Raw genomic sequence first — 15,112 nt, 5'->3', positions numbered from 1 at the left:
CGGACCTCGGCTAGCCTTCCGCCGCCATCGCCATGATCGTCTTCTTGGCGCGCTGGATCGAGGCCGGGCTCATCGAAAGTTCGGTCAGCCCCATCTTCACGAAGGTCGCAATCAGATCCGGACGGCCGGCCGCCTCACCGCACATGCCGACCATGATACCGGCGGCGACGCCGGCTTTTGCCGTCATTTCGATCGCCGACATGACGGCTGGATTGGTGACATCGTTGAGCTTGGCGACGGTCGGATTGAGCCGGTCGGCGGCCATGATGTACTGGGTCAGATCGTTGGTGCCGATCGAGAAGAAAGCGACCTCCTTGGCCAGCGCCGGGGCGATCAGCACGGCGGCCGGGGTTTCGATCATGACGCCGAGATCGAATGACGCGTGCGGCACGCCTTCGGCTTTCAACTCGGCCGTGCATTCGTCAACCAGCACGCGCGTCTGCCTGACCTCCGAGATGTCGGACACCATCGGCAGCATCACCTTGATGTTGCCGTGCACGGCGGCGCGCAGCAGCGCCCGCAGTTGGCGCTTGAAGATGTCGGGCCGGTCGAGACACATGCGGATGCCGCGCCAGCCGAGGAAGGGGTTTTCCTCGTCGGGAAATTCGATGCCGGCAATCGGCTTGTCACCGCCGATGTCGAGCGTGCGCACAATGACCGGATAAGGCGCAAAAGCCTTGGCCAGCGCCGCATAGGTCTCGGCCTGCATGTCTTCCGAGGGCAGATGCATATGGCGCATGAACAAAAGCTCGGTGCGGAACAGGCCGATGCCCATGGCGCCAGCCTCTTGCGCCGCTTCGATTTCCTCAAGTGAGCCGATGTTGGCCGCGACCTCGATGATCCTGCCGTCGGCGAGCTTCGGCGTCACCGTCTTGAAGACGGTCAACCCGGCGCGCTCCTTTGCCGCCGCTTCGACGCGGCCGGCGAAATCGGCGCGGGTCGCCTCGTCGGGGTCCATGATCACATGGCCGGCATTGCCGTCGAGCGCGACGTCTCGCGCGGTGCGCAAGGCATTGACCTGGCCGCCGAGGCCGAGCACGGCCGGAATGCCGTGCGAGCGCGCGATGATGGCGATGTGCGAGGTGGCGCCGCCATGGCCGCACACCACGCCGCCTATACGCTTCAGCGGCGCGCGTGCCAGATCCCAGGCGCCGATGTCATCGGCAATCAGGATAGCGCCTTCGGGTATGTTTTCGAGGCTGACATCGTCTTGGCCCAGCAACACCAGGCAGATCTGCCGCCCGACCGCATGAACGTCATCCGCCCGCGCGTTGAGATAGTGATCATCGACGGCGCTGAATTCGGCGGCGATGGTGGAGGCGGCGGTGATGACGGCGGAAACCGCGTCATTGCCGCCCTTGATCAGGCCCTCGGCCTCACCAGTCAGGCTGTCGTCGGCGGCGATATCGCGCAGCGCGGCGACGATGCCGCGGTCTCCAGCCGACAGGCTGTCCTGCGCCAACGCATGGTCCATGCGTGCCTGGACCGCACGGACCGCAGCGCGGAACCTGTCGATCTCTCCGCCGATCTCCTCGGCCTGCAACATGCGGCCTTGTCCGGCGATATCGGGCGGGAAATGCGCAAAGGCCGGGCCGATGGCAAAACCTTCGCTTGCCGCCACCCCGCGCAAGCCGTTTGCTGCTCCAGATGCCGTCGGCGCGGATCCGACCGCCGCCTTCGGCCCGGCATCGCCTGTCGGCTGGGAGTCCTCGTCATCAAGGCCGGCCTTTGGATTCTCGAGATAGCCGATCAACGCCTCGATCGCCTCGATCGCGTCGGCACCGTGCGCCCGCACCGTGACTTCCTGGTTTTCCTTGACTGCCAAAAGCATCAGCTTGACCGAACTCTTGGCGCTGACCGCCTTGCCGTCCTTGACCAGTTCGACATCGGATTCGAAGCCCTTGGCGAGCTTCACGAACCGCGTCGCGGGACGAGCGTGCAAACCTTCATGCACTCTGACGATGGTCGAGCGTTCCATGGCAAGTACTCTGGTTTTGGGCGCCGCTCCCAACATAGACCACGGCGCGAATGCTGTCAGGCGGCGATGGTGATGATCGCGCCGGTCTTCAGGGCGGCCACGAGCGCTTGTGGGTCGACTTGCGACGCACAGATCTCGCCCGGCCTTTCGGCCTCGGTAGCGCCGTTGAACGAAATGACCACATGACCCATTTCCAGCACCTTGCTCCACGCGCTGGAGCCGACCGCCGTGATAACAGCGGCAACCGGGCCGAGGGTGATCGAAGCGCCCTTGGCGGGCGCTCCGTCACTTGGTCCCTGCTCCGCCTTGTGGAGCACCGAAACCTCGGCAAGCTCCGGCGGCGAGCCATCCGCAAACAGGATGACCACGCCCCCTTCGGCAAGGTCCGCCACTTCGGGGCCGATGGCAGTGACCCGTGTTCTCAGCAGAACCGTCATATGGCGAACCTCATTTTCTCAACTTTCCCTAGAGCGGTGAACCGCTCTATCTCTTTGTTTTGACGCAATTTCCAAGGGAAAGCATTGTGCGCTTTTCCCGGAATTGCCTTAGAACACGATCAGGCTGACGACCCAGGCGATCAGCACCGAGACCGGACCCATGATCTGGCGGCTGATGAGCACCGCCGGAACGCCGATTTCGATCGTCTTAGGCTTGGCCTCACCGAGCGCCAGGCCGACTGGGACGAAGTCGCAGCCCACCTGGGTATTGTAGGCAAACAGCGCCGGCAGTGCCATTGCCGGCGAAATCGTGCCATTGGCGATCTGTGGGCCGATGATGGCAACGCCGATGACCTGCGCGATGACAGCGCCTGGCCCGAGGATGGGCGACAGGAACGGCAGGCCGCAGATCGCCGAGATGATCAGCAGGCCGACGATGTTGTTGGCCAGCGGACCCATCGGCTGCGCCAGCACATCGCCGATGCCGGTATACAGGATCAGACCGATGAGCATGGTCACGAAGGCCATGAACGGCAGCACGTTGCGAATGACCTGGTCGATAGTGCGGCGGCCGGCATTGAAGAAGATGCCGACGATACGTCCCATGACGCGGCCGATCGTGCTGATGAGGCCGATCAGCCCACCTTCGCTCGGCAGCGGCTGTGGTGCCGCGGCCGCATTGTTGTTGCTCGAACTCATCGCTGCTGCTCCCCCTGCAGTCGTGACCGTTTCGGATCCGTCCGCCATTGTGATGTTGGCCGGCTTCACGCCCGAAACGTAGATGTCTTCGGTGATGAACTGGGCCAGCGGCCCGGACTGACCGACCGGCGTCAGATTGACGGTCGGGATGCGCTTGCGCGGATAGACGCCGCATCGTGCGGTGCCGCCGCAGTCGACGACGACCACCGCCATCTCGCTTTCGATCGGTGGCGCCCTGAAGCCGTCGACGGCTTCGCCACCGGTCATGTCGGCGATAAGCTGCGCCACCGGGTGAATGCCACCGCCGGTGACGGAAACAACCTTGCTGCGCTGTTCGGTCGGCTCGATGATGAGCGGGCCGCCCCAGCCGGTTTTGCCCTGGGTGATCCTTACGGCTTTGTATGTCTTGGCCATGATGTCCTCCCCGCCCTTACAGCTCGACGCCCTGGCGGCGTGCCATGATGGCGGTGATGCGTTCGGTCAGCATGCCCTTGAGCAGGATGACGACGAGGCCGACGATGGCGTACCAGATCGCCACCTTGACGTGGTAGCCGGCGACGACGACGCCCTTCTTTTCCAGCTCCAGCAGCGCGACGAGAATGCCGCCCCAGACGAAATACTCGCCGGGATTGATGTGCGGGAACAGACCGAGCGGCGGGTGCACATAGGACACGGCCGCGTCATAGAAGGCCGGCTTGTGCTTTTCTTCCAGGAACGATCCGAACGTATAGGCCATCGGATTGGTGAGGAAGAACACCGCCAGCAGCGGCAACAGCGTGTAGCGCGTCAGCGCGATCCGGCCGGCGCCGCGCGCCAGACCATGCACGCGCTCTTCGCCGACCAGTTCGGTGACGGCGTAGAAGGCCGTCATCAGCACCACCAGCGTCGGAATGATGCCGGTGACGAAGCCGGCGAAGACCTCGCCGCCCTTCTGGAAGATGCCGATGAAGTACTTGCCGATGGCGGTCAGCCAGCCGAGCTGCTCTTCCTGCTGGACGTCCTTCAGCTTTTCCTTGAACTGATCGACGGTGATCGGTCCGCTGTCCGCTTGCGCGAGGACAACGAGATGGTCGGAGGCATGCTCGACGGCGAGCTTGCCATGCAATGCGGCATCCGAGACCATGGCACCTGCGACATGCAGATTGTGCACGGCCATGTCGGCATGCTGCGCTAACAACGAAAATACAGACATTTCTCCTCCTTATGCCGCCCGCCGGTTGATCCCAGTCGGTGCGCGGCGTCCTCTCGTCCTCTAGGCCCTTGCTATGTTCAAGCCGGACAGACCCGGCTTCTTTCCCGGCTCCGACCGTGTCTTGTCGATCTGTTCGATCGCCCGTTTCACGGCCTCGGCCACACCGGGTTCCCCCTCCCCCATGATTGCAGGGTTGGACCGGAGTCTATCGAGGGGAACACCCTCGAACTCTTCATGTCTTTTGAATTTGGTGAAGACGGAACGGCCGCTCATCACCATCAGGCGGCGCACGACCAGATCGGGTGTCACCACGACGAGCGCGATGGTGCCCTTGGCCAACCGACCGCGAAAATTGCCGGCTCCGACGAAGCCGTCCTTGTACTGGTCCGTGACGCCCCTGAAGACATCCGAATAGTGCCGCATCTGCAGCCAGACGCCGAGCGACTGCAGCGCCCACACAATAACCAGCAGAAGCAGTCCCCACTGCCAAATCGCCATTCGGTTCTCCTCCCGAAGCCTCAGTTGAACCGCACCTTGGACCGGCGCGTGACAACAGCAAAGTGAGAACATTTGTTTCCGAGAATGTCAATATGTATGATATTGGCCTCGGCTGCGGTCATCCACAAGGGCGCTGACCGATTTCGGCGGTGCCACCGTTGTGCTAGGCTGACCGGGAAACAGGATACGAGGAACATGGATCTGCCCTTCAGGGACGAACTGGCCTTGATGCCCGATCTTCGCCATCGGCTGCGGCAGTTGCGCTGGTTCCGCGCCACCTTTCGCGGCAGCGCGAAGGTGGTCTCGGACACGTTCGGCGTGCGCTTCGAGATCGACGAGGCCAAACTCACCAGGGCCTTTCTCGACTGGGTCGAGATCATGGAGGCGCAGAAGCGCTTCGCCGCGATCGACCGCGCCGACTTCATCGTCTTTGCCGCCGGCCTCGTGCTGCGCGAACTGATAAAACAGGCGCCGGCAAAAGAAATCTCCGGCCTCACCCAGCTGATCGAGACAGAAACGAACGCCGGCACGCTGGAAATCGTCCGCTTCTGGCCGGAGGGTTTCCTCTACACCAACTACTGCGTCTCGGTGATTTCGGCGATCCACGAGCAGGAATTCGGCACGGCACCCGGCATCGACAAATGCGCCGATGATTTGCGCACATGGTGGTCCTATCGCGAGAACGTGACCGAGATGCCGGCCTATGCGGTGGCTTTCCTCGACCGCTTTCTCGGCGCCGAGCCGAACTGGATCACCCCGGATCGCGCGCAGTCCCGGCAAGCCATGCAACGGGCGCTCGGGTCTTCCCGTGCGAGCGATGCGTTGCGCCAGCTTTGAGCCCGCTCTTCGCGCCCTCAAAAACGCACGCGCTATTGAACATTTGACTTTTTGTCGATAGCGATGTGCGAAAATTGACTCGAGAGGGGAACGCGTGGCGCGACCAAGGCCTATTATTTTCGATTGCGACGGCGTTCTCGTCGACAGCGAGCCTCTGGCCGCCCGCGCTTATGAGCGCGTCTACGAAAAGCACGGCATGCCCGGTGTCAACACCAGCATCATCGCCCAATGCATCGGCATGAAGCAGTCCGATATCATCGCCAGGATCAAGGAATTGACCGGGCACCAGTTTCCGGCGGCGGCGGACGGCGACATCTGGGCCGAGACCAAGGTGCTGTTCTCGCAGGAATTGAAGCCGACACCGGGAATCACTGCGTTTCTGGAGACGCTTGCGGGCGACCGCTGTGTCGCCTCGTCCTCCTCCGTCGAGCGCATAAACCACAGCCTTGCCGTGACCGGGTTGGTGCGTTTCTTCGGCGACGCGATCTACAGCTCCTCGATGGTCAAGAACGGCAAGCCCGCGCCGGACATCTTCCTCTTCGCGGCGGACAAGATCGGCGCCAATCCCGTTGACTGCATCGTCATCGAGGACTCGCCCTTCGGCATCCAGGGCGCGGTCGCCGCAGGCATGACGGCGATCGGCTACACCGGTGGCGGCCATACCTATGCCGAGCACGCCGCGCGGCTGACAGCTGCCGGTGCCGATTTCGTCTGCGCCGACTGGCAAGAAGTTAGCCGGCAATTGGCTAGGTTTGGTGTGCCGGCCTAGTTTAGACGATACTTTGTGAATCCACGGCTGGCCCATTCGCCAGGCGGCACCAATGAGCCCACACGGAAGTTGAAGGACAGGACCCTCGTCGCATCGGCGTCGACTTCGCATCGGAAATTTAGGTTGTACCAGGCGTTTCTGGTGCTGAAGGCGGCCTGCGGAGGATTGAGAACATTGCCTTTGTCCAGCGTAATGGTTGGCACCCATTTGACCGTATAGTCGGCACTTTGCAGTTCCCGGCTCAGGACATTGCCGCAAAGGGTGGCCACGCGTTGACCGCGCGGAACATTCTCCATGGAGCTTGTAGCGAACGCATTGCCGGTTGCCCCTTGCGAGTAAAGCTTTCTGACGCCCGGAAGGCCGGAATAGATCGGTGATCCTGCAACGTCGTCGTTGGTGGGATTTGACCTTCCAGCATTCCCGATCGGCGCTTTGAAAGCTCTTGCGGGCTTGAACGTCATTGTCTTGGCAGGTTTGGCTTTGGGCTTTGCCTTTCCAGTCGAGGCTGGAGGCGCCGGCTTGTCGCCGATCTCAGCCGCCAATGGCTTTGGCGTCACGACGGCTTGCTTTTCGGCGGGTTGCGGTGCGGGTTCCTGTTTGTCCGGCTGCTGTTTGTCGGTTTCCTCGGTCGCCTGCTTCTCCTCGCTTTGCGCGGGCTTTTCGTCCGGCGCAGCGGTGGCTGGCTTCTCGTCAGGCTTGCTGGGCTCCGCCTTCTGCTGTGGCGTTGCAGCCGGGGCGGGCTGGGTTGGCGCGGGTGTCGGTGCTACAGGCGGCTTCGCCGCCTCATCCTTGGCCGGCGACGGCGTGCTGGACTTAGCGCTGCTTCCGTCGAGCGATTTCTCCGGCCCGATATCTTTCTGGCCGTACTGGAAGACGCGCTTCAGAACCTGGTCGTCTGGCGGTTTCGGCGGTACCGGAGGCGGCTTTTGTTCAGGCGGCTTCTCAGCCTTCTTTTCAGGTGTCGGTTCCGGTGGCTTTGGAGCAGGTTTCGGCTTGGGCTTCTCGGGTGGCGGCACGATCGCGACATTGACGGGCTGTTCCTGCTGAACCGGCTGCTGCTCGGGTCTCGGCAGGCCATAGACCAGAAACGCCGCGATGAGCGCATGCAGGATCAGCGATGCGGGCAAAGCCCACAGCAGATGCCGCCGCCGTTCTCCTGTCTCGCCCTTCATCCGCACCGATGTGGAATGAAATAGCGGCGGCTTCAAGCATAGGTAGTGGATTGGCTTGATTTTAATCGCTGACAGGTTGGTGATCGGATGACGACGCGCAGATCCCAGGTCAGCCAGTTTGCCGCTGGCGCGGGATCCCGTCCAGAAACCGTTCGTCCAGCCGTGTCTCGCCAAACCAGTTCAGCCGGTTGATGCTGATGAAGCCGGCATCGATCGCCTCGTTTTCGTCACCCGGCTGGCTGTCATGGGCCCGACCGCGCGGCACCGTGATGATAGTGCGATCGCCATCGCTTTCCACGATCTCTGCCTTGCGGGCGATCTTGTCGCGGCCAATGCGCGGCTGCCGGATTTCGGCCGGCAGCGAGGTCGGCAGGTTGATGCTCAGCCAATGACCCTCAGCGGCCCAGTCGGCGCGCGAGTGCCACAATGAAGTGATCAGCGCGCCAAGCCATTGGTCGTCGCCATCGGTGAAATCAGGATTTTTCACGCGTGAGAAGCCGATGGCTGGAACGCCCCAGAAGGTCGCCTCCCGCGCAATGCCGAGCGTGCCTGAATAGGCAATATCCTCGGCAGCGTTGCGGCCATCGTTGACGCCCGACAGTAAAAGGCCCGGTTTCTCGGAATCGGCGAACAGCCAGGTCATGGCGCTTACCACGCAATCGGCCGGGGTGCCGGAACAGGAGTACCAGTTCGGTTTGACGCGCCGCATGGTCAACGGCCTGGCAATCGTCAATGACGAGCCGGCAGCGGTGCGCTTGCCGTCGGGCGCGACCACCCAGACATCGTCGCTCAACGCGCCGGCCGCATTGACCAGACGGGCAAGCCCCGGCGCTTCGATGCCGTCGTCGTTGCAGATCAGAATTCTCATCGTTTTCTTGCCTCCGACACCACTATGCGCTGGCCGGTGCGGCATTGCGTGCGCAGCGACGGGATGTGGGTTTGCAGATCGCCGAGAAGGTCCGGCGTGCAGGAATGACCGAGTGCGGCGGGACGACCGGCCTTCTCCCAGATGTCGACATTGCCCGGCAGCGTCGGATGGGTCGGCATGCGCACCCAGTCCGCTCGGCCGGCCTTGTGCAACAGATCGCCCGGCGAGCCTGACGGCAGATGGCCGGTAAGCAGCACCGGAAAACCGGAATGGTCGGCACGCGGCAAGAGGCGCGATGACGGGCCGGCCTCGCCCATACCGTCATCCGCTAGCAACGGCATTGGCGGCAGGGGATCGGCATCGGTCCAGTCGGCTGCGTCTTGCAGGCGGCGAAGCAAGAGTTCTGAGACACCTGGCAACAGGGATGCGGTGGCGCCGATCTGCGCTTCCAGCGACGAACGCATGCCGGCATGGATCGCGAACGGCCCAGGCAAGGCCGCGATCAGCTCCAGCGACCGACCCGAGAGCGGCGTCGGCAAAAGACACCCGCCCGAATGCCTCGCAACCCACTGCGAGATTTCGAGCGCCCGCGCCGTCCCAGGCACCGGATCGGCGCCATAGGAAGCATCGAGGACAAGCAGGTCGCAGTGCGGGATCGTGTCCATGACGAAGACATTGCTGTCCGGCACCACATCGGCCGAATAGGCGACGCGGCTCTCGCCATCGTCCACGGCAAACCAGACACCGCCCACGACATGTCCCGAGCGTCCCGTCCGGATCGTGAGATTTCCGCTCTTCAGCGTATCGCCGGGTTCGAACAATTCGATGCGGTCTTCGGGAACAGGGAACCGCCTGAAATCCTCGGGCTCAGCATAGCTCGCGAGCGTGGCGGGCGCCTCATTGCGGGTCTCGGCCGTCATGAAGATCGGGCCGGCATAGCCACGCGACAGCAGCCAGCTCAGTGCGCCGACATGATCCTCATGGGCATGCGAGACGAACAGCGCGTTGATGTCGGCGACCGACCCGTTCAGCACCGGATAGTAGTCCGCGCCCGAAGCGCCGACCTTGATGCCGACGTCGAGCAGGATGCGATCCTTGCCGCTGCTGACAGCAAGACTGGTGCGGCCCTTTTCGCCAAAGCCGCCGAGCAGGTCGAGCATCATCACGATGCCGCCCCCGCCGCCGGGATCAGCCAGCCGGACCGTATCCGCAGACGCGCCTGGGCTCCGCTCTCCAGCACGACCGGGTCGGGCTGTTCGAAATGCAAGGTGAGGTCGGGGCTGGTCGAAGGCGTAAATTCGATGCGCGCCGAGCCACCCTGGTAGATCACCCGCTTGACCAGGCCATCGAAGCCGGGGCCATCCGGCGACACGTCGAGATCGGCCGACCGGCAGCAGATCTTTGCCCCAGTTCGCGGCCGCTCGCCTGGCCGGCAGCGGACAATCAGTTCAGTCCCGAGAACCCGGATCTTGCAGTGGCCCGCCTGCTCCGCGCTCAGCACGTCGGCGGGGAGCAAAATGCCCTGCGAAATGAAGGATGCGACCATTTCATTTGCCGGCTGATGATAGAGTTCGCGCGGCGTCGCCAGCTGGGCAAGGCGCCCGCCATCCATCACCGCGATGCGGTCGGCCAATGCCATCGCCTCGGCCTGATCATGGGTGATGTAGACGATGGTGGTGCCGGTGCGCTTGTGGAAGGATGCGAACTCGTCCTCCATCGATGCCCTCAGATGCACGTCGAGATTGGCCAGCGGCTCGTCGAACAGCACCAGCGAGGGCGCGGCGACAAGGCAGCGCGCCAGCGCCACGCGCTGGCGCTGGCCGCCGGAAAGATTGGCCGGCCGGCGATCGCCCAGCCCTTGCAGATTGACCAGGGCCAGTGCGTCTTCAACCTTCCGGCGGGCGACGGCCTTATCGAGCTTCGCCACCTTCAACGAATAGCCGATGTTCTCGGCCACCGTCATATGCGGCCACAGCGCATAGTTCTGGAAGACGATGCCGACGCGCCGCTTTTCCGGCGCGACGCTGCCGCCCTTGCCCGACACGACCTCATTGCCGATGCGGATTTCGCCTGAGGTCACTTTCTCGAATCCGGCCACCAGCCTCAGCAACGTCGTCTTGCCGCAGCCGGAAGGGCCGAGCACCGCCAGGAACTCGCCGTCGGCGACGTCGATCGACACATCCTTGACGGCGTCGAAGTTGGCGAAGCTCTTGGTCACATTGTCCAGGCTCAATCGCGCCATGGCAGCACTCCGGTCGGAAGGTAGGGGGCAAGCAGATTGGTGACCAGCATCAGCACGAAGGTGACCGCCACGGTGATGACGGACATCGCCGCCGCATAGTTGGAATCGCCGCCCTGCTCGAAGGAGAACATCACCACGCCGATGGTTTCCGAGCCCGACGACCACAGCAGCGCCGAAACGGTGAGTTCGCTCAGCGCCGTCATGAAGATCAGCAGGCCGCCGGCGATCGCCGCCGGTGCCACCAAGGGAAAGATGATCGTGCGCATGCGCGTGAACAGCCCGGCGCCGGCCACTTGCGCAGCCTCCTCCAGCGCCCGGTCGATCTGGTGGTAGCCGCTGATGGTTGGCCGCAGCGCCAGCACCAGGAAGCGGGCGAGATAGGCGTAGAGGATGATCCAGACGGTGTTGTAGAGCTGGATGCCGGTGAGCGGGATCGGCCGCAGGAACATGAGCAGCGAGGCGATCGCCAGCACCACGCCGGGCAAAGCGTAGGGGAGCTCGACCGACAGATTGAGCAGCCGCACCCAGCGCTGCTTGCCCCAGGCGATCAGATAGCCGATCGGCACGGCAACCAGGACCGCGAAGAAGGCCGCCGCGATCGACAGCCAGAAGCTGTTGAAGAAGGCGCGGCTGGCGGCATCATGCTCGAACAGCACGAAGCGATAATTGTCGAAGGTTGCCGTCTTGGCGGTGAGCGCGATGCCGTAGCCCGGCACCAGCGATGTCAGAACCAGCCCGAACAGCGGCAGGAACAGCACCACGATGATCAGCAGCCACATGCCGGCCTGCACGGCGGGCCGCCAGCGGCCGAGCTCATAGGGCTCGGCCGAAAGCGACGTGGAGCTGATGCGATAGTCGCGGCGGCGGCTCATGATCTCCTGGGCAAGGATGCCCGCCATGGCGATAATGCCGATCAGCACCGACAGGAACGCGGTTTCGCCGAGGACGGCGGGGCCGCCGCCGGCCAGCTTCTGATAGATCAGGGTCGGCAGCACGAGATAGTTGGCGGGAATGCCTAGAAAAGCCGGAATGCCGAAATTGCCGACGCAGGAGACGAAGGCAAGTGCGGCGGCGGCCATGATCGAGGGCGTCATCAACGGCAGCACGATGGTGACCAGCACGGTGAACCAGCCGGCACCGCCCGCTCGCGCCGCTTCGATCAGTTCGCGCGGCAGCTTGCGCAGGCCGGCGCGCACCAGCAGGAAAACCAGCGGCCCATACTGCACGCCGAGCAGCAGGATGATGCCCGATGTCGAATAGAGCGGATTCCTGGTACCGAGCGGCGGTGCCGCCCCGAACAGCTTGAGGAACGGGCTTGCCGGGCCGAACAATTGCAGCCAGGCCAGCGCCGTCACCTGCGGCGCGATCATCAAGGGCATGACGTAACAGAGCACCATGGCGCTGCGAGCGCGGATATCGGTCAGAGTGACGAGGACGGCCACCAGCGTACCCGACAACACCGCAAGCAGGGTGCCGCCGATACCGACGACCAGTGTGTGCCAGGTGGCGACCCAGGTCGCCGGACTGGCGAGCCCCGCCTTTATCGCGACGGCCGACAGCGTGCCGCCGGGTGCCACGATCTCCTTGATCAGGCGCAGCATCGGCAGCAGCGAAAGCAGGACGATGACGATGGCCACCGCCGCCGTCAGGACCATTTCCTGGCCCCGGCTTTCCCTGATCCGTGTTGACATGATTGCTTTTCCTGGGATCGATCAGCCGATGCGCTCGGGTTTCGCAGTCGGCATGCCGCTAGGGGGGCATGCCGACTGGATTGCCGGCTCAGCCGCCGAACAGTTCTGAGAACTTCGCCTTGTCGGCGTCGGTCTTGGCGACGATTGCCTTGGTGTCGAACGACATCACCTTGACCTTGACGCCTTCCGGCAGCCATTCGGGGCGGCCGACCGAGGCGCGCGCCGGCAGATAGCCCATCGAAAGCGCAAGCTTCTGGCCGTCATCGGAAAGAATGAAGTCGACGAACTTCTTGGCGCCATCGACATTCCTGGCGGTCTTCATGATGGCGACCGGTTCGGTCACTGCCGGCACACCTTCCGAGGGGAACACGAACTCGACCGGGGAACCCTTCTTCTTGGCGTTCATCGCCATGAAGTCGACCAGGATGCCATAGGGCTTCTCGCCTGATGCCACCGACTTCAGCACCGCACCATTGCCGCGCACGCTGACGGTGTTGTTGGTCTTCAGCTTCTGGAAGAAATCCCAGCCATAATTGGTATCGCCGACGAAGCCCGAAAGCAGGTAGGCGGCCGCACCCGAATAGAGCGGGCTCGGCATGACCAGGCCATCTGCATAGGCCGGCTTGGCGAGATCTGCCCAATGCTGCGGCTTCTCGGTCGCCGCGGTGTTGTAGACGATGCCGGTGGTGATCAGCTTGCTGCCGAAATAGGTCTTGCCGGCATCATAGGCATCCGCTTCGATGCCTTCGAGCTTTGCCTCGGGATAGGGCAGCAGCCGGTCGTCCTTCTTCAACAGCTCCATCGAGACCGCATCGGCGATCAGAAGCACGTCGGGCTGCGGGCTGCCGGCGGCAAACTCGGCCGCCATCTTAGTCAGGATATCGCTCGTTCCCGAGCGATAGATATTCACATCGATACCCGGCTGTGCCTTCTTGAAGGCATCCACGGTCTTGGCCGCGTCGGCTTCCGGCTGGGACGTGTAGAGCGTCAGTGTTTCGGCGTTTGCCACGCCGGCAAACAAAGTTGCCGCGAGCGCCAGCTGGCTGGCCAGCAGCTTGATGAAGTGCGTCTTCAATGAGACCTCCTGTCTTGTCTGTGCATGACCGGTCCGGCTCTGGCCGGCTCCCCGTCTCTTCCTCCCTGCACGGCGCATATGACTGGTGGATGACACAGCGCGTGAAACCCACAAAATATGTTCATATGTACGATGTCAATTACAAATGAACAGAAATGTGCGACAATCGACACGCCGAAGATCCGGCATCAGTTGACATCCGGCCGGTGTTTCCTTGATGAGCACCGGGCAGGCCACGGCTCATGAGGGACAGGAACCGATGACCACAGAAAAACCCAGACAGGCTCGCCTGCCGATGGTCTCGTCGGACCTTACCGTCAAGACGGCATGGCTCTACTATGTCGAAGGTTTCACCCAGGAACAGATCGCCGAAAAGCTCGATGTCTCCAGGGTGAAGGTCATGCGTACCCTGGCCTCCTGCACCGCCGAAGGCATCGTCGTCACCATGATCAACGCGCCGACCGCCGGACAGGTGGCGCTCGAGCGGGAGCTGGAAAAGCGCTGGGGTCTGAATGCCGCCGTCGTCATCCCGACGCCTTCGGCGCATGACCATCTGGAGAAGGCCATCGGCCACGCCGTCGCGGCCTATCTCGGCGAGCAGATGCAGGACGGCATGACGCTGGCGATCGGTGGCGGCGCGACCCTGCATGCCAGCCTCGGCTTCCTTGCCCGCCGGCAGTTGAAGCGTGCCTGCGTGGTGGCGCTCGTCGGCAGCCTGCCGCATTCGCAATGGATCAATCCATCGATCGTTGCAGCCAAGGTCGCAGACGTCTTCGAGGTCGACAGCTACCAGATCACCGCGCCGGTGACGGTCGACAATTCCTCGCTGCGTGATCTCCTCTGGGCACAGCCGACCCTGCAGGATGTGCGCCAACGCGCGGCGACCGCCGACATCGCGCTGCTCACCGTCGGCGACATGTCACCGGACGCCACCATCTTCCGGCACGGCATCGTGCCGTCATCGCTGATCGCTCCGCTGAAAGCGAAGGGCGCGGTCGCCAACATGCTGTGCTATTTCGTCGATGCCGCCGGCGGACTGGTCGACCACGAGGTCAACAGCCGCGTCATGGCCATCAATCTCGATGTGGTCAGCAACGTGCCTAATGTCGTTCTTGCCGCGGGCGGCAAGCGCAAGGTCGCGGCGATCCTCGCCGCGCTGAAAGCCGTCGACACCAACGTGCTGATCACCGACAGCCATACCGCCACGGCGCTGCTTGCCAAGGGCGGCTGAGCCGGTTCGACTGGCTCCGGTGTTTCCCGCTAAATGAGCCCGCGCTCGCGCAAAAAATCCTCGACACCGACATGGGTCATGGATTCGAATTCGGCGATCGCCTCGGCCACCCGCTTGCGCTGCGCCGCCAATAGTGTGAACACCTGCTTCATCTCGCCGGAAACGCCAAAACGGCTCCACCGCTCGGCGATGTGCGTGGGCAAGCCGATGTCGGCGCAGAACGCGTCCAGGCTGTCATAGCCGAGGCTGGCGACGAGCTGCCTGGTCTCGTCCGCCGACATGCGCGGCTCGAAGGCGTGGTCGTGCAGTCGCTGCGCCACCAGCTTGATGTCGGATGGCGACGCGCCCATGACCTTGCCGAACAGGGTTTTCACGTCAGACGGGTCGAATGCAGGCATATTTTGGCCTCCCTGGATCGCAATC

General features: G+C 63.3%; 15 protein-coding genes. 3 read left to right on the top strand and 12 right to left on the bottom strand.

Features of this window, described 5'->3' with window-relative positions; translation table 11 throughout:
• Nucleotides 1-10: 10 nt before the first annotated feature.
• From ptsP to NKJ67_RS17175, 5 genes are all read right to left on the bottom strand, one after another.
• Entirely contained in the window at nt 11-1,978 is a 1,968-nt protein-coding gene (gene ptsP / locus NKJ67_RS17195; protein WP_352582024.1) for a phosphoenolpyruvate--protein phosphotransferase, read from the bottom strand.
• A gap of 56 nt (nt 1,979-2,034) precedes the next feature.
• Nucleotides 2,035-2,415, bottom strand: a complete 381-nt coding sequence (locus NKJ67_RS17190) for a PTS glucitol/sorbitol transporter subunit IIA (protein ID WP_013529330.1) — start codon at nt 2,413-2,415, stop codon at nt 2,035-2,037.
• A gap of 108 nt (nt 2,416-2,523) precedes the next feature.
• Complete coding sequence (gene srlE, locus NKJ67_RS17185; RefSeq protein ID WP_352582023.1) at nt 2,524-3,528, bottom strand: PTS glucitol/sorbitol transporter subunit IIB; 1,005 nt, start codon at nt 3,526-3,528, stop codon at nt 2,524-2,526.
• Nucleotides 3,529-3,544: 16 nt separating this feature from the next.
• The gene (srlA, locus tag NKJ67_RS17180; RefSeq protein WP_013529328.1) at nt 3,545-4,306 is read right to left on the bottom strand and encodes a PTS glucitol/sorbitol transporter subunit IIC; all 762 of its coding nucleotides are present in this window, start codon (nt 4,304-4,306) and stop codon (nt 3,545-3,547) included.
• Between the two features lie 60 nt (nt 4,307-4,366).
• Nucleotides 4,367-4,804 (bottom strand): transcriptional regulator GutM, encoded by a 438-nt coding sequence (locus tag NKJ67_RS17175; protein ID WP_352582022.1) that lies wholly within the window; start codon nt 4,802-4,804, stop codon nt 4,367-4,369.
• A gap of 195 nt (nt 4,805-4,999) precedes the next feature.
• On the opposite strand from NKJ67_RS17175, the gene NKJ67_RS17170 reads away from it, so the two are divergent.
• Complete coding sequence (locus tag NKJ67_RS17170; protein WP_024503716.1) at nt 5,000-5,641, top strand: hypothetical protein; 642 nt, start codon at nt 5,000-5,002, stop codon at nt 5,639-5,641.
• Between the two features lie 94 nt (nt 5,642-5,735).
• Nucleotides 5,736-6,410 (top strand): HAD family hydrolase, encoded by a 675-nt coding sequence (locus NKJ67_RS17165; RefSeq protein ID WP_352582021.1) that lies wholly within the window; start codon nt 5,736-5,738, stop codon nt 6,408-6,410.
• Here the strand turns inward: NKJ67_RS17165 and NKJ67_RS17160 are convergent.
• The 6 genes from NKJ67_RS17160 to NKJ67_RS17135 form a co-directional block, all read right to left on the bottom strand.
• Nucleotides 6,407-7,582, bottom strand: coding sequence for a DUF930 domain-containing protein (locus tag NKJ67_RS17160; protein ID WP_352582072.1), 1,176 nt, complete (start codon nt 7,580-7,582; stop codon nt 6,407-6,409). The two genes, NKJ67_RS17165 and NKJ67_RS17160, sit on opposite strands and share 4 nt — an antisense overlap.
• 109 nt (nt 7,583-7,691) lie before the next feature.
• Complete coding sequence (locus NKJ67_RS17155; RefSeq protein ID WP_352582020.1) at nt 7,692-8,450, bottom strand: 5'/3'-nucleotidase SurE; 759 nt, start codon at nt 8,448-8,450, stop codon at nt 7,692-7,694.
• Nucleotides 8,447-9,613 carry an MBL fold metallo-hydrolase gene (locus tag NKJ67_RS17150; protein ID WP_352582071.1) on the bottom strand — a complete coding sequence of 389 codons (1,167 nt, stop codon included), beginning with the start codon at nt 9,611-9,613 and terminating at the stop codon, nt 8,447-8,449. Before NKJ67_RS17150 ends, NKJ67_RS17155 begins: the two co-directional genes overlap by 4 nt.
• Complete coding sequence (locus NKJ67_RS17145; RefSeq protein ID WP_352582019.1) at nt 9,613-10,692, bottom strand: ABC transporter ATP-binding protein; 1,080 nt, start codon at nt 10,690-10,692, stop codon at nt 9,613-9,615. Before NKJ67_RS17145 ends, NKJ67_RS17150 begins: the two co-directional genes overlap by 1 nt.
• The gene (locus NKJ67_RS17140; RefSeq protein ID WP_352582018.1) at nt 10,680-12,383 is read right to left on the bottom strand and encodes an ABC transporter permease; all 1,704 of its coding nucleotides are present in this window, start codon (nt 12,381-12,383) and stop codon (nt 10,680-10,682) included. Before NKJ67_RS17140 ends, NKJ67_RS17145 begins: the two co-directional genes overlap by 13 nt.
• An 88-nt stretch (nt 12,384-12,471) precedes the next feature.
• Nucleotides 12,472-13,458, bottom strand: a complete 987-nt coding sequence (locus tag NKJ67_RS17135) for an ABC transporter substrate-binding protein (protein WP_127272592.1) — start codon at nt 13,456-13,458, stop codon at nt 12,472-12,474.
• A 259-nt stretch (nt 13,459-13,717) separates the two neighbouring features.
• On the opposite strand from NKJ67_RS17135, the gene NKJ67_RS17130 reads away from it, so the two are divergent.
• Nucleotides 13,718-14,689, top strand: coding sequence for a sugar-binding transcriptional regulator (locus NKJ67_RS17130; RefSeq protein WP_352582017.1), 972 nt, complete (start codon nt 13,718-13,720; stop codon nt 14,687-14,689).
• 29 nt (nt 14,690-14,718) lie between these two features.
• Here NKJ67_RS17130 and NKJ67_RS17125 read toward each other — a convergent pair whose 3' ends face one another.
• The gene (locus NKJ67_RS17125) at nt 14,719-15,087 is read right to left on the bottom strand and encodes a hypothetical protein (RefSeq protein WP_027038052.1); all 369 of its coding nucleotides are present in this window, start codon (nt 15,085-15,087) and stop codon (nt 14,719-14,721) included.
• Nucleotides 15,088-15,112: the final 25 nt, after the last annotated feature.

The sequence above is a fragment of the Mesorhizobium sp. M0088 genome, assembly GCF_040322895.1.
Classification (GTDB): domain Bacteria; phylum Pseudomonadota; class Alphaproteobacteria; order Rhizobiales; family Rhizobiaceae; genus Mesorhizobium.
This window is presented reverse-complemented; position numbering and strand designations above follow the sequence as displayed.